Genomic DNA, 18,642 nt, shown 5'->3' on the forward strand with positions numbered 1-18,642 from the left:
ATTAAAGACCTAAGTCGAAAGTTCTTCTTAAAAGATCGATACTTGGGTTTTTTTCCTTAAGTTTTTCAAATTTTTCAACCGTAGTGTAGGCGTACTGTTTTTCCTTAACTTCATTTATGGTAATTTCTAAAGCAATATCATAATTACTTAAGGTCTTTCTTATGTAAAGCAATAGATCATATTGCTGACGTTCAACTTCTACCTTATTCGTGGCATTAGGGAATTCTAAATGCGCTGTTGTTCCGTTAAGTTTAGGCGTGTCAATAGCCAAAATAGAAGCTAAATTATGTTTCCCTTCCTTTCTTAAGAAATTGATATATTCATTCCAAACTTTTAAAAACTCACTTTCGGTAAAGGGTTCAGTAGGCAGGTTTTCCTCATCTACGACCACTTCCATCTGTTTGATTTGGTGCTCTTTTTTAGCTCGTATACTGCTAAGTGATAGTCCAGATGTACGTTTGGTTTCTTTTTTTAAAACAATGGTTGGTGGTTTTTTTTCTTGAAAGCGTTCAACAGCTTTGTTTGTAGTACTTGGTGTTGTACTAATAGGTTTTTCTTGATTTTCCGAAGTCTGTTCTTGCTTTACAGGAATTTGAACCGCTATAGGAGAAATGCCCTTATTTTTAAAATATGAAGCAGGAATTATGTAATGTTTACCATTTTTTTTTTCTCCATCAAAAGTGATAGAGGCAAGCTGCATGAGGCATAATTCGACCAGAAGTCGCTGGTTTTTACTGGTTTTATATTTTAGGTCACATTCATTGGCGAGATTAATGCCTTGCATTAAAAAATCTTGCGAAGCTTTTTTAGCTTGTTCTAAATACTTGGCTTTAGTTTGGTCGCCAACCTCAAGAAGCTCTATGGTTTCTTTATTTTTACTAACCAGTAAATCTCTAAAATGTGAGGCTAAACCAGCAATGTAATGATGCCCATCAAAACCTTTTGATAAGGTATTATTAAACTGAATGAGTAAATCTGGAATTTTATTCTCTAGAATTAAATCGGTGCTTAAAAAATACGTTTCGTAATCTAAAACATTTAAGTTTTCGGTAACGGCTTGTCTGGTTAAGTTTTTCCCAGAGAAACTAACAACCCTATCAAAAATAGAAAGGGCATCACGCATGGCACCATCGGCTTTTTGAGCGATTATATGTAAAGCATCATCTTCGGCTGTTATACCTTGTTCTTCAGCAATATATTTTAAATATTCTTTAGCATCCTTTACAGTAATACGCTTAAAGTCAAAAATCTGACAACGCGATAAAATGGTTGGAATGATTTTATGTTTTTCTGTAGTTGCTAAAATGAATATGCAATGCTTTGGCGGTTCTTCTAAAGTTTTAAGAAAGGCATTAAAAGCTGCTTGAGATAACATGTGTACCTCATCAATAATATAAACTTTATACTTTCCAACTTGTGGCGGAATACGAACTTGATCTGTTAAGCTTCTAATATCATCAACAGAGTTGTTTGAAGCGGCATCTAATTCAAATACATTAAAAGCAAAATCTTCGTCGGCGGTTACTTCACCATCACTATTAATCATTTTAGCCAGAATACGAGCGCAAGTTGTTTTACCAACTCCACGAGGACCTGTAAATAAAAGGGCTTGGGCTAAATGATTGTTTTCAATGGCATTTAGTAAAGTATTAGTAATGGCTTGCTGACCAACAACGTCCTTGAAGGTTTGTGGTCTATATTTTCGAGCCGATACAATAAAATGTTCCATTGAAAAATATTAGAAGAACAAAGGTAAAAATTCAACGCTTAAATCTGAATTCAGAAGCTAAAATTTAATAGGAGTTATTAACAATTTACGTACTTTTGCTGGCAAGTAAATCACCTTATCGCTCTTTTACTATACTTGTTTTAGTACTAAGGGAGGAAAGTCCGAACACCATAGTGCAATATAGTGGTTAATGGCCACCAGTCGTGAGATTAGGAAAAGTGCAACAGAAAGTATGTACAGGTAATGCTGTAGTGAAACCGGGTAAACTCTATGTGGTGCAATGTCATGTAAACTAGCGCTTGAAGGCTGCACGTCTGATGCTAGAGGGTAGGCAGCTAAAGTGTATAGGTAACTATACATTCAGATAAATGATAAGGGTGGTTTTGGTTTAATTTTAAATTAAAATCATACAGGATTCGGCTTATAGATTTACTTTAATATAAATAAACCCTTCTTTGATTTATTAAAGAAGGGTTTATCATTTAAAAACTAGTGACTAACTAATAATTATAAATCTTTAAAAAGTCACATTAATATGCTTAATGGTTTTTAGCTTGGTATTAATTATAAAAACAATAATATAAATCTACATTTTAAAGTGTTTTATGTAGATGGTTTTTAAGGCTATTTGAAAGGGTAGTACCTTAGGGTTACTTCTAAAGTACTGAAAAAAAGTGAATTATAATAGGATATTATTCGGTAATTTCGAAAAAACTAAACATATTACCGCCATAACTTTTAGAATAAGAGAAATTACTTACGTTAGAGAGATCTGTGTGTTTAGAATGTTCTACAATAAGTAAGCCGCCCTCAAGTAATAATTGGTTTGAAAATACCAAGTCTGGAATTTTAGAAAATTGTTCAACAGTAAAATCGTAAGGTGGGTCGGCAAAAATAATATCGGCTTGAATTTTAGACGATTCAAGAAATTTAAACACATCACTTTTAATGGTTTGAATTGGCATTTCAAACGTTTCAGCTGTTGAATTAATAAATTTAATACAGCCAAAATCCTGGTCGACACAAGTGATTTGCTCGGTGCCACGTGATGCAAATTCATAGCTTATATTTCCCGTTCCTGCAAAAAGGTCTAAAACAGAAATTTCATCAAAATAATAAAGGTTATTAATGATGTTGAATAATGACTCCTTGGCCATGTCTGTCGTAGGACGAACAGGTAAGTTTTTTGGAGCAATGATCTTTCTACTTTTATATAATCCTGAAATAATTCGCATTAAAAATTGTTTATTAAGGTGAAGTGTGCATAAGTTGTTTTGGGTGCAGTATCAAATTTGAACTTATCATTTCGACGGCCAAAACTAATATTTCTAATGTATTTATATGCTATTTTATACAAGGGATCATCTTTAGCAATAGCACCTAAAAAAATAAGCTTTAGTGTTTCTGGGCTTAAATTTAATTGTTCTGCGGTAAATAATATATAGTAAATAAAATCCTCTTTAGATCTGTATATGAAGCTGTTAAATAGTTTTAATTTAGAGTTTTCAACCACTATAACTTCAAAATGATTTTTGTGAACATGAACATACATACGTGTGTTCATTTTAATTTTTTCAAGTTGTAAAATTTTTTCAATGAGTACCGTGGAAATGTGTTTAAAAGTAAAAGCTCCAAATTTATCATATATAAAATTATTAATATTTATATAAGGTACATAAACATTTACACTTTTGTTTTCTGCAATACGATCATAAGTAATATAATCGGATTTAAGAATTTTAGAGTTAAATTTTAAATAGTCGGCCAGGTAATCTTCATTAAAAAAAGTTTCAGGGACCAGAGTAGATAAGTCGTTATCATGCACAACGATAACTTTTGAGAAGTTGTATGACAACAACTTTTCCGAATCAAAAAGACCTTTTAATCGGTCTAATAATTCTAAAGGGTTGAGCTTCTTTTCAAACTGAATGTCATTCAAATGAATAATCGCATTTAGCTTACGATTCAGTATACAAAAAGAAAGTCCACTCAAACTAATTTGAATGGACAATTCTATATTTGTTAATTCCTTAGAATTATTATTCGTTATCGCCATATGTTTTAGGCCAGTTTCCAGTGGTTTTAACTTCGTTCATAGAACCTACTTTAAGTGCATCCATCACCGTTAACACCATCAACAGAGATTACTTGGTTCTCTTGAATAATAAGATCATTATTTTGATCATATAAGATATCACGTTTTTTTACCGAAGCTTCAAACACAGGAATTTTAATTTTATTTTGCTCAATATAACCAGCATCTAATTTGAATTTAGTTCCAGGTTTTCCAACAGGCACATTCATCATAGTTTTGTATCTATTAGATGATTTAAATAAGGAATCTTTTACCGGAACAAAACCTAATGTATCAATCACTATAATTTCTTTATAAGAATCTACACCGTATAATTTTGTTTTTTCTTCATCTAAAATAGTAGAATCTCTACGTTGTGTAATTGTATATTCTGCAGTGTCGATAAATTGAATTAAATTTTCAAATTTACCTGCAAAATTACCTGTAACTTGTCTGTGAGCCAATTGCGCGTCTCTAATATCTTTTAAACTCTCAATAACTTGAACGTAACGTTTGTTTTTTACTTTATTAAATTGGATGGGCTCGTAAATAGACATATATGTTAAATAACCTAGGTAGCCAATAAGAATCCAAAGGGCGATAGTTAGGACAGGTTTAAGTTTAGATGGGATGATTTTGTCAATTAACTTAACCAAGCCAATTGTAAGTAGTATCACAGCAACTGTAATAAGAATAAATGTTAACATAGTATGCTATTTAATTAAAAATTTATTTTTAGGTATTTAGCAAATCTACAATTTTTTTTTAACCGCAAAAACAAAGAGAGTAAAAATCATTTCTATCTTTGAATAAAAAAAATCGCTACCATATCTTTAATGAATGCTTCTCAATTTTATTTGCTTATAAAACAGCAGTTTCCGTTCCAACCAACGCAAAAACAAAATATTGTTCTGCAACAACTTTCTGAATTTATTTTAAATAAATCCAACAATGTTCTTTATTTACTAAAAGGATATGCCGGAACCGGAAAAACCACCATTGTAGGCGCCATTGTATCAAATTTATGGAAAGTAAAAAAGAGCGCTGTGCTACTGGCGCCAACGGGTAGAGCGGCTAAAGTCATTTCTAATTACTCAGGAAAAGAAGCCTTCACCATTCATAAAAAAATATATTTCCCTAAAAAAGAAAAGGGAGGAGGGGTTAAGTTCGTTCTTCAGCCCAATAAGCACAAAAACACCATTTTTATTGTCGATGAGGCCTCTATGATTCCAGATACGCCTGGAGAATCCAAGTTTATGGAAAACGGTTCATTGTTAAATGATCTTATACAATATGTTTATTCAGGGCATCAATGTAAATTACTATTAATAGGTGATACCGCACAATTGCCACCGGTAAAAATAGATGTTAGCCCAGCCTTAGATGAAAACATCTTAGCTTTATATTACAATAAAGAGGTCACTAGAATGGAGTTGGATGAAGTTGTACGTCAGGAACAAAACTCTGGTATTCTAGTAAACGCAACGGTTTTACGGGAAACCTTAGCAAGTAGCTTTTTTGATAGTTTTAAATTTGATCTCGCACCTTTTAAAGATGTAATTAGGTTGATTGATGGTTACGAAATTATGGAAGCTATTAACGACGCTTATAGCGAGTTAGGTAATGAAGAAACGGCTATTATTGTAAGAAGTAATAAACGTGCTAATTTATACAACCAACAAATTAGAAGTCGAATTCTATTTAATGAAAATGAATTATCTGCTGGCGATTTTTTAATGGTCGTGAAAAATAATTATTTTTGGATTAAACCTACTACAGAAGCGGGATTTATTGCGAACGGCGACATTATTGAAGTTTTAGAAATTTTTAAAATTGAAGAACTTTATGGATTTCGTTTTGCTGAAGTTAAAGTTCGAATGGTCGATTATCCTAAAATGGCTCCCATTGAAACCGTTTTACTTCTAGATACTATTGATGCTAAAAGTCCGTCGCTAACTTATGAAGACTCAAACCGGTTATATCAGGAAGTGCTAAAAGATTTTGAAAACGAAGGTAGTAATTACAAAAAGTTTTTAAAAGTTAAAGCCTCTAAGCATTTTAACGCTTTACAGGTCAAGTTTTCCTATGCGATAACTTGTCATAAATCTCAAGGGGGGCAATGGGATACTGTTTTTGTGGAGCAACCTTATTTACCAAATGGCATCGATAAAGATTACTTAAGATGGCTTTACACCGCGGTTACCCGAGCTAAAGAAAAATTATACCTTATCGGTTTTAAAGATGATTTTTTTGAAGAATAGCTTTTAAATTAAGTACTTTTGAATTGAATTTAGAATACTAATAACATATTTTAAAAAATTAACTTGTGAAAATAATTTCAATGATTCCCGCCCGTTATGCGGCTTCGCGTTTTCCGGGAAAACTTATGCAAGACCTTGGTGGTAAAACAGTTATCCTTCGTACTTACGAGGCTACTGTAGCAACAGGCTTGTTTGACGATGTGTTTGTGGTTACCGATAGCGATATTATTTATCAAGAAATTGTAAAAAATGGCGGAAAAGCCATGATGAGCAAAAAGGAACATGATTGTGGTAGTGATAGAATTGCTGAAGCGGTTGAGTTTATGGATATTGATATTGTTATTAATGTGCAAGGTGATGAGCCTTTTACCGATAAAGAGTCTTTGAGAAAACTTATTGAAGTTTTTAAAACGGATACTGATAAAAATATCGATTTAGCTTCTTTAATGGTGCATATTACCAATGAAGAAGAAATTCAAAATCCGAATACCGTAAAAGTTATTGTCGATAAATTCAATTTTGCTTTATACTTCTCTAGAAGTCCTATCCCTTATTTACGCGATAAAGAAGCAGGCGCGAAATACTTTAAACATAAAGGGGTTTACGCCTTTAGAAAAGAAGCTATTTTAGATTTCTATAAACTACCTATGTTGCCCTTAGAAGCTTCAGAAAAAATTGAATGTATTCGCTATTTGGAATATGGAAAACGTATAAAAATGGTGGAAACGGATGTGGAAGGTGTTGAAATTGATACTCCAGAAGATTTAGAACGCGCCAAAAAAATATGGTAGACTACAAAAACATTAAAGTTATTGGTTTTGATGCTGATGACACCTTATGGGTTAACGAAACGTATTTTAGAGAAGCGGAAGCAGAATTCTCTAAACTTTTGAGCAAATACGAGACACCTAATAAAATAGATCAAGAACTATTTAAAATGGAAATTGGTAACCTTGGTTTGTACGGCTATGGAGTTAAGGCATTTACGCTTTCAATGGTGGAATGTGCCTTGGATTTATCTAATAAAAATGTGTCTCCAAAAACGATTGAAGCCATTCTAAACATTGGCAAAACCATGTTAAATCAACCTGTCGAAGTATTAGATGGTGTAGAGGAGGTCTTGGAGGTTTTATCAAAAAAATACAGACTTATTTTAGCAACTAAGGGTGATTTACTCGATCAGGAAAGAAAATTAGAAAGATCGAATTTGAGTCAGTATTTCCATCACATTGAAGTATTGAGTGATAAAAAGGAAAATAACTATTCAAAATTATTAAAACACCTAAAAATAGATCTTTCCGAGTTTTTAATGATAGGAAACTCATTAAAATCTGATGTTTTACCCTTAGTGAATATCGGGGCTCAAGCGATTCATGTGCCTTATCATACCACTTGGGCTCATGAAGAAGTTGAGGAAAAAGAAAAAAATGGTAAGACTTATAATACCATAGAAACGATACGAGATGTTTTAAATATTTTATAATAAAGTGTTTGGGTTGATCTACGAATCAATATTTTATTGAACTGTTTTTTCTGAAGCTATTTTATACATATTTAGCCTGTGATTTAAGCCAAATATCCCTCCGAAGAATTTAAAATAATAGTATTTTTGTCAATTCTAAAAAGAAACCTAATAAATGAGTTATAAGAACTTTCCAATGGTACCAAGAGTTATTTTTGGTAGAGGTAGTTTTAATCAGTTGAATGACATTTTAGCGCCAAAGCGCCAAAGTATAAATGCTCCATTTATCTACTTAATTGATGATGTTTTTAAAAACACCCCTTGGTTAACATCTAGTATTTCACTGTCTTACGACGATGAAATTATTTTTGTATCGACTAAAGAAGAACCCAAAACAACTCAAGTTGATGCGCTAGTAGAATACATTATTTTAAAAACAAAAGCACGTCCTTCAGGAATTATAGGTATTGGAGGAGGTTCTGTTTTAGATTTAGCTAAGGCTGTTTCAATAATGATAACCAACGAAGGCGAATCTAAAGATTACCAAGGCTGGGATTTGGTTAAAAATCCAGCTATTTTTCATATTGGAATTCCAACCATTTCAGGAACAGGTGCCGAGGTGTCTAGAACAACAGTTTTAACAGGGCCTGAGAAAAAACTAGGGATAAATTCAGATTTCACCCCTTTTGATCAGGTTGTATTGGATCCCGAACTGACTAAAGAGGTGCCAAAAAATCAATGGTTTTATACGGGAATGGACTGCTATATCCATTGTGTAGAGTCCTTAAACGGTTCTTATTTAAATGCTTTTAGTAAAAGTTATGGAGAAAAGGCCTTAGATTTGTGTAAGGAAATCTTTTTAGAAGACACCATTGGTCCTTCAGACACAGAGGCGCAAGAAAAACTTATGATGGCTTCGTGGCATGGTGGTATGAGTATCGCTTACTCTCAAGTTGGGGTGGCACACGCCATGAGTTATGGCTTGTCTTATTTACTGGGTACCAAGCACGGTATAGGGAATTGTATTGTTTTCGATCATTTGGAAGAATATTACCCAGAAGGCGTTGCTTTATTTAAAGAAATGAAAGCAAAACATCATATTGAGCTTCCTCAAAGCCTTTGTGCTCAATTAACCGATGAAGAATTTGACATCATGATTAGCGTGGCCTTAGGTCTTGAACCTCTATGGGAAAATGCAATTGGTAAAAACTGGAAAAAAATAATAACTAGAGACAAGTTAAAGGCGCTTTATCAAAAAATGTAGACTATGCAAAAACTAGCTAAATTAATTTATTTTAAATGGTTAGGCTGGCGTATTGTTGGTAATTCTGACTTCTCAAAAAATACAGTTAAAAAAGCCGTTATTATAGCGGCACCTCATACCAGTTGGCATGACTTTTATATTGGAGTTTTAATGCGTGCTTCGGTACAGCTAAAAAGTTATTTTATTGGTAAAAAGGAATTGTTTGTTTTTCCTTTGGGTTGGTTTTTAAGACAACTTGGCGGACGTCCCATTAATCGTCAAGAAAATGAAAATAAAGTCGATGCTATCGCTAAGCTTTTTGATCAGGCCGATGAGTTTCGTATTGCTTTAGCGCCCGAAGGAACACGTCAAAAGGTTGAATCATTTCGCACAGGCTTTTATTACATCGCAAAAAAAGCTAATGTGCCCATTATTATGTTTACGCTAGATTATGAAAACAAACAAAATTTAGTTTCAGAGCCTTTTTATCCGACACATGATATGGAAGCTGATTTCAAATATATTTATAGTTTCTTTAAAAATGTAAAAGGTAAGATTTCCGAGTACTCTTAGTTGAAACTTAAAATTAATCTAACCTATATTCTTTAAGTTTGATTTATATAATGAACGTTTTGAGTCTTTTGCTTATGCCGTATTTTCAAAAAACATCTAATTAAATGTTCATTTAAAACATTTTTGAAAGAAATAATATGTTGAATTAATTATTTAATTAAATATCCATAAGTTATTATAATTAAGCTAATTAAGATTTTATTTTGTTCTGTGTTATTGTAGGTTTATTTCAAGCGCTATATAATCATAAAATTTTAATGTGATTAGGTTCTGTGTTAAGAGTGCAGTATAACGATTGTTGTAGCCATAACTAATAAACAAAAAAAACCACACGATATGTGTGGCTTTTTTATTTACAGATTTTATTGTCTATTTCACTTCTTTAGTAGCATTATCTATTAAAGTTCTAAGGTGTTGCTTGTGTGCTTTTGAAGCAATATCACCTGAAGGTGCAGACCAATTTCTAATATTTTTTAAGTTATATAAAGCCATAGATTTTGCATTATTGGTATATCTACCGCTTTGTTTACCCGTTAACATGTCTATTAACATTTGCGTGTATTCCAACTGTAAATTTTGTCTGAATGAATTCACATTTCCGCTAATATCAGATTTGAAAATGGCATTGTTTAGGTCGCTCATTACAGACGATAACTTATAAGTATTCCCATAAAGTTCAGAGTCTGAAATACGTTGTAAGGTATTAGGGTGCAAAAGATGCGTTAAAACATTTTTTTGATAAGTTAAAATTTGATCGTGGATTTTAGGATCTTCAGGTTGTCTAAAATTAAAACCACGACGTTGCATGGCTAAATAATTATACAAATCGTGAGGTGCGCTAAACGCATTAGGAGCAAAAACATAATCACTTAAAGCTTTCATAGCTCTTTTTTGATCTTTATAAGATACAGGCGTATAAGGTTGTGTGCCGCCTTCTTGTCCTGCCATGGCACGATCTACATAGACTCCACCAATATATCTCGAAATAACGCCAGCTGCAGTGGATTTTTGTCCGCTTAATAAATAATAAATACGACGCAACTCCTGGTACGACTCATCGGTCTTTATAAAATTTTGTTTTGCTGTTTTCATTAATTCATTAGACAGTTCAATACGATCGATAGAATATCTAATAGCATCGTTTGAAAGGTCTCCAATCATAACACGTGGGTCGATGGCCTTTCCTGGTGCACGCATGTCATCGGCGTCATTTCCAAAAATAAGCTCTGGTTTGGTCGATTGATTTAATAAATCGTGATGTTCTTTAGCAGTTTTAAAAGGTGTATAGCCAAATTGTACGGCCCAAATATCATAAGGCCCAACAGCTACATCACTATATTGTCCTTGTTTACTACGGTCTCTTGTAATATTTAAGGCTGCATAATCCATAACCGATCCGGTTAAGCATTTTCCTTTTATAAATTCTGGATCTGCAAGTTCTTCTGGAGAAAACAACTGACTCGCTTTCATGTTGTGGTTTAAACCTAATGTATGACCAACTTCATGCATAATAAGCGCTAACATAGATTCTTTTTTGATGCCTTCAAGCTCTAAATCTGATGCGCCATGGGCTTCTGCTACAGCATTGGCAACCATAAATTCATTATGCATGGTGCTTGCAAATGAACAAGAATGCATGTTATCATGATCAAACTCATGGTCGTCGGCATTATAAGCTTTTTCGGCAGTTGCAAGATTGTAAACTTTATCGTAAAACACACGATTTGTAAAGTGCACAAATTCTAGCATGATATCGGCGCCTAAAATTTGTCCTGTTCTTGGGTTAACAAAACTTGGTCCGTAACCCCCAAAAGGTGGTTTTGGAGAAGATGTCCAACGTAAAACATTATATCTAATATCGCCAGCATCCCATTCGGCATCATCAGGTTGTACTTTAACAACCATGGCGTTTTTAAATCCTGCCTTTTCAAAGGCAACATTCCATTGCAATACACCTTCTTTAATGGTTTCACGCCACTCTAATGGCGTAGAATTTTCTATCCACCAAGTGATGGGTTCAACAGGTTCCGATAACTCTAATTCTGGGTTTTTCTTTTGTAAATCCCACCTATGTATCAAGTCTCTATAAGGTGTAGAGTTTGTAGCTGTTTGATCGTTTACCTGGGTTAAAAAATAACCTACTCTAGGATCATCAAATCGTGGTTGGTAATTGTTTTCAGGCATAGCGATAAAACTATGGTGTACTTTAATACTCACATTTCTACCATCGGCAACAGCCTCAGAGCCATTGTTTAGTACAGAAGGCGAGGAGTAAACATATTCGATAGCAACATCGGTGTTTTCAGGGTAATTCTTAATGGCGTTAATTTTACTTTTGCCTTTGCTTAATTTGCCAAGTTTAAAAGCTGTTGGAGATTGCCCTGGTCGATATGCAGGTTTGATTTGAGCTAAGGTTTCATCTAAGAATAAATCGTTGGCATCAATTAAATATAAGCCTTTGTTTTTATCGTAACTTTCTACTTTAATGCTGGCCATAGTTCCATGACTTATGTTAGCATTTTCAGATTTTGAAAGCGGACTCTCTGGATCGAAGTAAAATGATGTATTTTGAGTTATGAATTCAATTTTATTGAAATATTTTTCAATTTTAAAAACTTTTGAATCGTTATAAGACCCTCTGTTTATTCTTCCAGCATCCATAACCCCGTCGACAACCTGACTGAAGTAAATAAATTCTTTTCCGATTTGGTCCTCTGAAATCAACATTTTTATAGACCCCGAAATAGAATCTTGATATATGGTAAATAAACCTTCAGATTTTTTGCTAGTTTTAGTTAAATCTGCAATGGATTTTTCTTTTGATTTTTTTTCAGATGATGTAGTAGCTTCTGTTTTGTCCTTCTTTCTTTTCTTGTTTTTTTCTGTGCCTCAGCATATTGAGGTGATAAAATTAACATAGATAAAAACAATAGACAGGTAAGCCTAATGGTTTTTTTGGGTAAACTCATAGTTTGAATAATGATTATTTATAATTGTAAATTTGAATAAGTCGGCATAAATGTAACTAGTTATATATTTTTATGTAATAAAAAAAAGTTAAAAAATATTAAAAGGCAAAATCACTAATATGGTTGCAATTTTGTTTATTTTTAAAAATATGATAAAAGACACTAAAATAGCCGTATTAATTGACGGCGATAATATCCCTGCCAAGTATATTTCAGAAATGATGGAAGAAATTACTAAATATGGAACACCTACCATTAAAAGAATTTATGGAGACTGGACGAAACCATATTTAGCAAAGTGGAAAAACGTTTTGTTAAAAAATGCTATAACACCTATACAACAGTATAGTTATACAACAGGAAAAAACGCTACAGATTCTGCCATGATTATTGATGCTATGGATATTCTATATTCTGAAAAAGTAAATGGTTTTTGCTTGATATCCTCAGATAGTGATTTCACAAAATTAGCCACGCGTTTGCGTGAGGCAGGTATGGTGGTATACGGTATGGGAGAAAAGAAGACTCCCGATCCATTTATTGTGGCCTGTGACAAATTTATTTACCTTGAAATTTTAAAGAAGGAAACAGCAAGCCCGAAACACACCGATGGCACAATAAAAACAAAAGAAAACTTGTACAATATTACACCTAAAGTCATCGAATTTTTATCTCATGCTGTTGATGATTGTGCTGATGATGATGGGTGGGCGTTTCTTGGAGATGTAGGTTCTCTAATCATTAAAAAGCAGCCTAATTTTGATTCCCGTAATTTTGGGTTTCAAAAATTAACACCGCTTTTTAAATCTTTAGATCAATTTGAGTTAGAACAACGCGACCAAACAAATGGTCGTTTTAAATTGATTTATGTTAAGAATAAACATTGAATGTTTTAATCGCTTTACTATTTAAATCTTACCTAAAATTTTATCCATAACCCAACTGGTGTGCAATGCTGTTTTACCGGTTGAGGGATGTGGATTAGAGGGGGCGTCAAAATAGAATCTCATATTTTCAACATGCGGGAATTGAATGTGTTTAGGGTTTTCAATATACACTTCTTTTTTTATGTCATCACACTTTAGCACAATAGGCTTGTCGTGAAAGACAGAGAATTTTATGGTGCCTTTCGATCCATAAATAATAACTTTATCAAGATGTTCACTACATCCAAAATTCCATATTCCGGAACCCGTTACTCCGTTTTCATGCAGCCAACTAGCTGAGACAGCGTCTTTAGCAGAATACAAATTTTGCTGATTAACACTTACCCCGTGAGCGTCTTTAATATTTCCTAAGAAATAAGTAAATAAATCCAACTCATGACTAGCTAAATCATCAAAATAACCACCAGTAGCAATTTTAGCATCAGTTCTCCAATTGTATGTTTTTGATAAATCTGTTTCACTTGGTGGTTTGCTTAAATGTGCTGTGATATGCCTAATTTGACCAATATATCCGGAGTCTAACCAAGATTTAATTTTTAAAAATCTAGGCAGGGAACGTCTATAATAAGCAACAAATAGCGGAATATTCTTCTCTTTAAAAGCATTGTAAACCTCTAGACTATCGGTGTAACTAGGTGATAGGGGTTTTTCTATACAGCAAGGCTTTCCTGATGCAGCTACTTTTAAAGCATAATATTTGTGCGTGTCTGGAGGTGTAGCAATATAAACAGCATCTACATTTGGGTCGTTAATAAGTTGATCTGCGTCGGTGTAATAAGTGTCAATTTGATGACGCTTTGCATAATCCTTAACCTTTGCAGCATCACGCCTCATAACGGCAGAAATCTTAAAGTTACCAGTCATTTTATAAGCAGGTCCGCTTTTAACTTCGGTGACATTACCGCAGCCAATAATGCCCCATTTAATCATTTTTGATACGTTCTTCATAGAAATAGTAGTATAGTAGTTTTTGTTAGTTTCAATAATTAGTTGATATGATTCCGTAATTGGTAAGGAGAATCATATGGTTGTTTAGTCGTTATTGGTACTAAATTACTAATAAAAAGACATAAAGTGAGTTAAAAAAGAAAATGATTACTTAAAAATTTAGGATGAATATTAGATTTTAAAAACACTGTAAATCAGTGTCATACCATAAAAAAAGAGAGCCTTACAGCTCTCTTTTTTTTGTTTTTATTCTCCATTTTCTTCCATGGTATGGTATACATTTTGGACGTCGTCGTCGTCGTCGAGTTTTTCCAAAAGTTTTTCTACATCGGCGGCTTGTTCTGGAGTTAAAGGTTTTGTGACTTGTGGAATACGTTCAAATCCAGAAGATAAAATTTCAATACCTCTACTTTCTAATTCCGATTGAATAGCGCCAAAACTTTCAAAAGGGGCGTAGATTAAAATACCATCTTCATCAGCAAAAACTTCTTCGGCACCAAAGTCTATAAATTCTAACTCTAATTCTTCAGGATCAAGTCCTTCCGCGTTTATTCTAAAATTACAAGTATGATCGAACATAAAAACAACAGACCCAGAAGTTCCTAAGCTACCATCACATTTATTAAAATAACTTCTAACGTTTGCTACTGTTCTGGTATTATTATCGGTTGCAGTTTCTACTAAAACAGCCACACCATGTGGAGCATAGCCTTCAAAAATAACCTCTTTGTAATCGCCTTGACTTTTATCGCTAGCACGTTTTATGGCACGCTCCACATTGTCTTTAGGCATGTTAACAGCCTTTGCATTTTGTATAACAGCACGTAATCGCGAATTGCTATCTGGATCTGGACCACCTTCTTTTACAGCCATTACAATGTCTTTACCAATACGAGTAAATGCTTTACTCATGGCAGACCAACGTTTCATCTTTCTTGCTTTTCTAAACTCAAAAGCTCTTCCCATAATTATATGTGTGTTATGCTACTTGTGGCAGCAATTGTATTAATTTAAATGATTTGACAAATTTAAAAACCTTCAAATCAAAAACAAATAAATCGTATTAATCTTCTTCAGGTTCTACTATAAATTCTATGGCTTTAGCCAACTTAAAATCTTTTTCGGTTACACCATTTTCACTATGTGTTGATAATGATACAGTAAGTACATTGTACACATTTGTCCAATTGGGGTGGTGGTTTAAGGCTTCACATTCAAAAGCAATACGACTCATGGCGCTAAAGCAATCTTTAAAATTTTCAAATTCGAATTCACTGTGAATGGCATTATCATAATACTCCCAATCTGGAAATTGTAATAATTTTTTTTCGATGTCTTGTTCAGAAAGTTTACTCATAATTTTTTTATAGAATTTAATTTTCTTTACAATTTAAGGAATTGCTAGTGGGTAATCAACTATAATTTTAAATCACTTAAAATATCTTCGCTTTTTAACTGTAAATGCTTTGGAAGCTTGTTAAATTTAGGTAAAACTGCCAAATAACGTTCCTTATTAGTCGTATAAACTTGTTTAAAAATAGCATTTTGCTCTAAATCGTGAGAAGCCACAATCTCTTTAATAAAATCGTCATGGTGTACTAAATCTTCACTCCCTAAATGAAAAACACCATAATTGTTACGATTGATGATGTAATGAATTTGCTGCGTCATTTTGGAATCGCTAGAAACATTCATAACCAAATTAGGAAAGACTTCAATGGGTTCTTTTGCTTTTAAGAAATGAAGAATTTCTTGTATTCTTGGCGATTGCGCACCAAAAACCATTGGGAGTCTGATTATAACAATTTGCTTTTTAGGTAATCGCAAGAGCATGTTTTCAATTTTTATTTTAAAATGCCCGAAAACACTATTGCTATAAGTTTTGTCTAACTCATAACTGGGGTATTTGCTATACGCATCAAAAACATTAGCTGAAGAGAGGAATATAAGCTTTGTATTTTCAAGCAGCACATACTCGGCTAAATGTTGATGTAGTAAAACTTGCTTTGAAAAATCACCTCGAAGTGCAGAAATGATAATGGTAGGCTTTACAATTTCTAATATTTCATAGATATCATCTTCTTCAAAATTATATTGAAAAAAATGTTTGTTTTTTTCAAGAGCACGGTTGCTAATATTATAGGTGCCAAACGTTCTAAAATAGGAGCAGAGCTCTTTGTAAAGTGCATCACCAAGAAAACCACTAGCTCCTAAAATTAAAATAGTATGTTTGTTTTCTCGTTCTATCATATAACTGGGGCACTTTGGAGCAACCTAAAATATAGATAATTTTGCTTTTGTAGTAAACTGCTCTAAGGCATGCACACCTAATTTCGAGTTGCCTTTTTTGTTTAACCCTGGAGACCAAACACTAATTACAAATTGATCGGGGAGTAAGGCTGCGATGCCTCCACCAACGCCACTTTTTCCTGGTAAACCCACCTCAAAAGCAAATTCTCCAGCTTCATCATAAAATCCACAAGTTAACATTAAAGCATTAATACGTTTTACTTGCTGGTTGCTAATATGTTGTTTTTGTTGCATGCAACTGCCTTTATTTGCAAATAAATAAAAGGCTTTTGATAGCTGACTGCAAGACATTTCGATAGCACATTGATGAAAATAGAAATCCAGAACAGCATCAACTGGGTTTTCTAAATTATTAAAGGATTTTAAAAGGTTTGCTGAGGCGTAATTTTTAAAACCAGTATTCTTTTCAGAATAGGCAACCTCCTCATTATAGTTGATAGAAGAATCGCCAGCGAGCTCTCGTACATAACTTAAAAAATCTGCTTTCGGGTTTTTTAAGTTAGAAAGCAAAATATCAGCTATTACAATGGCTCCAGAATTTATAAAGGGATTTCTAGGAATACTATTTTCAATCTCTAATAAAGCTAAAAAGTTATACGGATTTCCGCTAGGTTCAACATCGACACGTTTCCATATGGCATCACCTATTAAGGCCATGGCTTTAGATAAGGCAAAAACCTTAGAGATACTCTGAATTGAAAACAATTTATCGAAATCGCCAACACCATATTTTTCGCCTTCGGAAGTCCTTAAGTGCATACCAAAAGCTTCAGGATCTACATGAGCCAATTCTGGGATATAAGATGCTACAACACCTTTATCCTTTACCGCTTTAGCATCTTGATATATACGATTTAAAATGGCTTGAAAATCAACCATTATTATTTATAAAATGGCAATTTAACAACTGTTGCAGGCACTGCATTTTTTCTAATCTGAATACTAATTTTACTATCCACACCTGCTAATTCCGTAGGCACATACCCTAAACCGATGCCTTTGCCTAAACTTGGCGACATGGTTCCAGAGGTTACTTTGCCAATTACAGATCCTTCTGAATCTACAATATCATAACCTTGACGCGGAATGCCTCTTTCATCCAATTCAAATGCAACAAGTTTTCTTTTAGGACCTTGTTCTTTTTCAGCTTTTAAGGCTTCAGAATTTGTAAAATTTTTAGTGAATTTTGTAATCCATCCTAAACCAGCTTCAATAGGAGAGGTGTTGTCATCAATATCATTACCATATAAACAATACCCCATTTCTAAACGCAACGTATCACGTGCTGCTAAACCAATAGGTTTTATGCCATAATCTGCTCCAGCCTCAAATACTTTATCCCAAACTTGCTTTACTTCACTGTTTTTACAGTAAATTTCAAATCCGCCACTACCAGTATATCCTGTTGCCGAGATGATAACATTCTCAATACCAGCAAAATCACCAACTACAAAATTGTAAAATTTGATAGCGGCTAAATCATGACTTGTAATACTTTGCATGGCTTCAATAGCTTTTGGACCTTGAATGGCTAACAAAGAATAGTCGTCACTTAAATTACGCATATGGGCTCCAACATCGTTCTTGGACTGAATCCAATCCCAATCTTTATCAATATTACTTGCATTTACTACTAACAAGTACGTTTCATCTTTAATTTTATAGATGATTAAATCGTCTACAATCCCACCATTATCGTTAGGCAAACAGCTATACTGTGCTTTTCCTATCGTTAATTTTGAAGCATCATTACTAGATACTTTTTGTATTAAGTCTAAAGCATTTTCGCCTTCAATAAGAAATTCACCCATATGAGAAACATCAAAAACACCAACGCCTTTTCTAACGGTTTCATGTTCTAAATTTACTCCTTCATATTGTACGGGCATGTTGTATCCTGCAAAGGGAACCATTTTAGCTCCAAGAGATATATGAGTTTCTGTTAAGGCTGTATTTTTCATTGTTTATGTTTTAAATGCAGCACAAAAATATAGAAATTAATCTGGTTTAAAGATTGAATAAATTGTTAAATAGCGTTAAATAAAGCTCAGGTTTTAGTAAGAATAGACCTTATTAAGTTATGACATATCAAATTCCAAAAATCAAGTTTTTATAAATCCTTTAGT

The 18,642-nt window shown here is 33.3% G+C and carries 16 protein-coding genes, 1 other RNA gene and 1 pseudogene; 7 read left to right on the forward strand and 11 right to left on the reverse strand.

Annotated features, from left to right (window positions below):
• Position 1 precedes the first annotated feature (1 nt).
• On the reverse strand, positions 2-1,729 hold the full coding sequence (dnaX, locus tag C1A40_RS15085; RefSeq protein ID WP_102996621.1) for a DNA polymerase III subunit gamma/tau: 1,728 nt from the start codon (positions 1,727-1,729) through the stop codon (positions 2-4).
• 102 nt (positions 1,730-1,831) lie between these two features.
• Here dnaX and rnpB point away from each other — a divergent pair.
• Positions 1,832-2,169, forward strand: an RNA gene (rnpB, locus tag C1A40_RS15090) — RNase P RNA component class A.
• Positions 2,170-2,421: 252 nt separating this feature from the next.
• Here rnpB and rsmD read toward each other — a convergent pair.
• The 3 genes and pseudogenes from rsmD to C1A40_RS15105 all read right to left on the reverse strand — a co-directional run bounded on the left by rsmD (position 2,422) and on the right by C1A40_RS15105 (position 4,510).
• Positions 2,422-2,964, reverse strand: coding sequence for a 16S rRNA (guanine(966)-N(2))-methyltransferase RsmD (gene rsmD, locus C1A40_RS15095; protein ID WP_102996622.1), 543 nt, complete (start codon positions 2,962-2,964; stop codon positions 2,422-2,424).
• The gene (locus C1A40_RS15100; RefSeq protein ID WP_102996623.1) at positions 2,964-3,785 is read right to left on the reverse strand and encodes a DUF3822 family protein; all 822 of its coding nucleotides are present in this window, start codon (positions 3,783-3,785) and stop codon (positions 2,964-2,966) included. The genes rsmD and C1A40_RS15100 overlap by 1 nt, the downstream gene beginning before the upstream one ends.
• Positions 3,769-4,510: pseudogene (locus C1A40_RS15105) on the reverse strand (hypothetical protein). The gene C1A40_RS15100 and the pseudogene C1A40_RS15105 overlap by 17 nt, the downstream one beginning before the upstream one ends.
• 129 nt (positions 4,511-4,639) lie before the next feature.
• Here C1A40_RS15105 and C1A40_RS15110 point away from each other — a divergent pair.
• The 5 genes from C1A40_RS15110 (at position 4,640) to C1A40_RS15130 (ending at position 9,342) form a co-directional block, all read left to right on the forward strand.
• Positions 4,640-6,064 carry an ATP-dependent DNA helicase gene (locus tag C1A40_RS15110; RefSeq protein ID WP_102996624.1) on the forward strand — a complete coding sequence of 475 codons (1,425 nt, stop codon included), beginning with the start codon at positions 4,640-4,642 and terminating at the stop codon, positions 6,062-6,064.
• Between the two features lie 80 nt (positions 6,065-6,144).
• Positions 6,145-6,855 carry a 3-deoxy-manno-octulosonate cytidylyltransferase gene (gene kdsB / locus C1A40_RS15115; RefSeq protein ID WP_199287785.1) on the forward strand — a complete coding sequence of 237 codons (711 nt, stop codon included), beginning with the start codon at positions 6,145-6,147 and terminating at the stop codon, positions 6,853-6,855.
• The gene (locus tag C1A40_RS15120) at positions 6,849-7,547 is read left to right on the forward strand and encodes an HAD family hydrolase (RefSeq protein ID WP_102996626.1); all 699 of its coding nucleotides are present in this window, start codon (positions 6,849-6,851) and stop codon (positions 7,545-7,547) included. The genes kdsB and C1A40_RS15120 overlap by 7 nt, the downstream gene beginning before the upstream one ends.
• Before the next feature lie 154 nt (positions 7,548-7,701).
• Positions 7,702-8,790: an iron-containing alcohol dehydrogenase family protein gene (locus tag C1A40_RS15125; protein WP_102996627.1), complete on the forward strand. Its 1,089-nt coding sequence runs from the start codon at positions 7,702-7,704 to the stop codon at positions 8,788-8,790.
• 3 nt (positions 8,791-8,793) lie between these two features.
• Positions 8,794-9,342, forward strand: a complete 549-nt coding sequence (locus C1A40_RS15130; protein ID WP_102996628.1) for a 1-acyl-sn-glycerol-3-phosphate acyltransferase — start codon at positions 8,794-8,796, stop codon at positions 9,340-9,342.
• 369 nt (positions 9,343-9,711) lie between these two features.
• Here the strand turns inward: C1A40_RS15130 and C1A40_RS15135 are convergent, their stop codons facing one another.
• Positions 9,712-12,069 (reverse strand): zinc-dependent metalloprotease, encoded by a 2,358-nt coding sequence (locus tag C1A40_RS15135; protein ID WP_241910433.1) that lies wholly within the window; start codon positions 12,067-12,069, stop codon positions 9,712-9,714.
• A 391-nt stretch (positions 12,070-12,460) separates the two neighbouring features.
• Between C1A40_RS15135 and C1A40_RS15140 the strand changes: the two genes are divergently transcribed.
• Positions 12,461-13,198 carry an NYN domain-containing protein gene (locus tag C1A40_RS15140; RefSeq protein WP_102996629.1) on the forward strand — a complete coding sequence of 246 codons (738 nt, stop codon included), beginning with the start codon at positions 12,461-12,463 and terminating at the stop codon, positions 13,196-13,198.
• Positions 13,199-13,219: 21 nt separating this feature from the next.
• Here the strand turns inward: C1A40_RS15140 and C1A40_RS15145 are convergent, their stop codons facing one another.
• From C1A40_RS15145 to gcvT, 6 genes are all read right to left on the reverse strand, one after another.
• The gene (locus C1A40_RS15145; RefSeq protein ID WP_102996630.1) at positions 13,220-14,206 is read right to left on the reverse strand and encodes a Gfo/Idh/MocA family protein; all 987 of its coding nucleotides are present in this window, start codon (positions 14,204-14,206) and stop codon (positions 13,220-13,222) included.
• Between the two features lie 246 nt (positions 14,207-14,452).
• On the reverse strand, positions 14,453-15,172 hold the full coding sequence (locus tag C1A40_RS15150) for a YebC/PmpR family DNA-binding transcriptional regulator (protein WP_102996631.1): 720 nt from the start codon (positions 15,170-15,172) through the stop codon (positions 14,453-14,455).
• 97 nt (positions 15,173-15,269) lie between these two features.
• On the reverse strand, positions 15,270-15,563 hold the full coding sequence (locus C1A40_RS15155) for a 4a-hydroxytetrahydrobiopterin dehydratase (RefSeq protein ID WP_102996632.1): 294 nt from the start codon (positions 15,561-15,563) through the stop codon (positions 15,270-15,272).
• A 59-nt stretch (positions 15,564-15,622) separates the two neighbouring features.
• A complete protein-coding gene (locus C1A40_RS15160) occupies positions 15,623-16,456 on the reverse strand; it encodes a sugar nucleotide-binding protein (protein WP_102996633.1) in 834 nt (277 codons plus the stop codon).
• 24 nt (positions 16,457-16,480) lie between these two features.
• Positions 16,481-17,395, reverse strand: a complete 915-nt coding sequence (locus C1A40_RS15165) for a glutaminase (protein WP_102996634.1) — start codon at positions 17,393-17,395, stop codon at positions 16,481-16,483.
• Between the two features lie 2 nt (positions 17,396-17,397).
• The gene (gene gcvT / locus C1A40_RS15170; protein ID WP_102996635.1) at positions 17,398-18,477 is read right to left on the reverse strand and encodes a glycine cleavage system aminomethyltransferase GcvT; all 1,080 of its coding nucleotides are present in this window, start codon (positions 18,475-18,477) and stop codon (positions 17,398-17,400) included.
• Positions 18,478-18,642: the final 165 nt, after the last annotated feature.

The organism is Tamlana carrageenivorans (assembly GCF_002893765.1).
GTDB classification, from domain to species: Bacteria; Bacteroidota; Bacteroidia; order Flavobacteriales; family Flavobacteriaceae; genus Pseudotamlana; species Pseudotamlana carrageenivorans.

Coding starts and splice junctions, on each gene's coding strand:
- dnaX (WP_102996621.1), bottom strand. CDS start 1,729: ATGGAACATTTTATTGTATCGGCTCGAAAATATAGACCACAAACCTTC.
- rsmD (WP_102996622.1), bottom strand. CDS start 2,964: ATGCGAATTATTTCAGGATTATATAAAAGTAGAAAGATCATTGCTCCA.
- C1A40_RS15100 (WP_102996623.1), bottom strand. CDS start 3,785: ATGGCGATAACGAATAATAATTCTAAGGAATTAACAAATATAGAATTG.
- C1A40_RS15110 (WP_102996624.1), top strand. CDS start 4,640: ATGAATGCTTCTCAATTTTATTTGCTTATAAAACAGCAGTTTCCGTTC.
- kdsB (WP_199287785.1), top strand. CDS start 6,145: ATGATTCCCGCCCGTTATGCGGCTTCGCGTTTTCCGGGAAAACTTATG.
- C1A40_RS15120 (WP_102996626.1), top strand. CDS start 6,849: ATGGTAGACTACAAAAACATTAAAGTTATTGGTTTTGATGCTGATGAC.
- C1A40_RS15125 (WP_102996627.1), top strand. CDS start 7,702: ATGAGTTATAAGAACTTTCCAATGGTACCAAGAGTTATTTTTGGTAGA.
- C1A40_RS15130 (WP_102996628.1), top strand. CDS start 8,794: ATGCAAAAACTAGCTAAATTAATTTATTTTAAATGGTTAGGCTGGCGT.
- C1A40_RS15135 (WP_241910433.1), bottom strand. CDS start 12,069: ATGTTGATTTCAGAGGACCAAATCGGAAAAGAATTTATTTACTTCAGT.
- C1A40_RS15140 (WP_102996629.1), top strand. CDS start 12,461: ATGATAAAAGACACTAAAATAGCCGTATTAATTGACGGCGATAATATC.
- C1A40_RS15145 (WP_102996630.1), bottom strand. CDS start 14,206: ATGAAGAACGTATCAAAAATGATTAAATGGGGCATTATTGGCTGCGGT.
- C1A40_RS15150 (WP_102996631.1), bottom strand. CDS start 15,172: ATGGGAAGAGCTTTTGAGTTTAGAAAAGCAAGAAAGATGAAACGTTGG.
- C1A40_RS15155 (WP_102996632.1), bottom strand. CDS start 15,563: ATGAGTAAACTTTCTGAACAAGACATCGAAAAAAAATTATTACAATTT.
- C1A40_RS15160 (WP_102996633.1), bottom strand. CDS start 16,456: ATGATAGAACGAGAAAACAAACATACTATTTTAATTTTAGGAGCTAGT.
- C1A40_RS15165 (WP_102996634.1), bottom strand. CDS start 17,395: ATGGTTGATTTTCAAGCCATTTTAAATCGTATATATCAAGATGCTAAA.
- gcvT (WP_102996635.1), bottom strand. CDS start 18,477: ATGAAAAATACAGCCTTAACAGAAACTCATATATCTCTTGGAGCTAAA.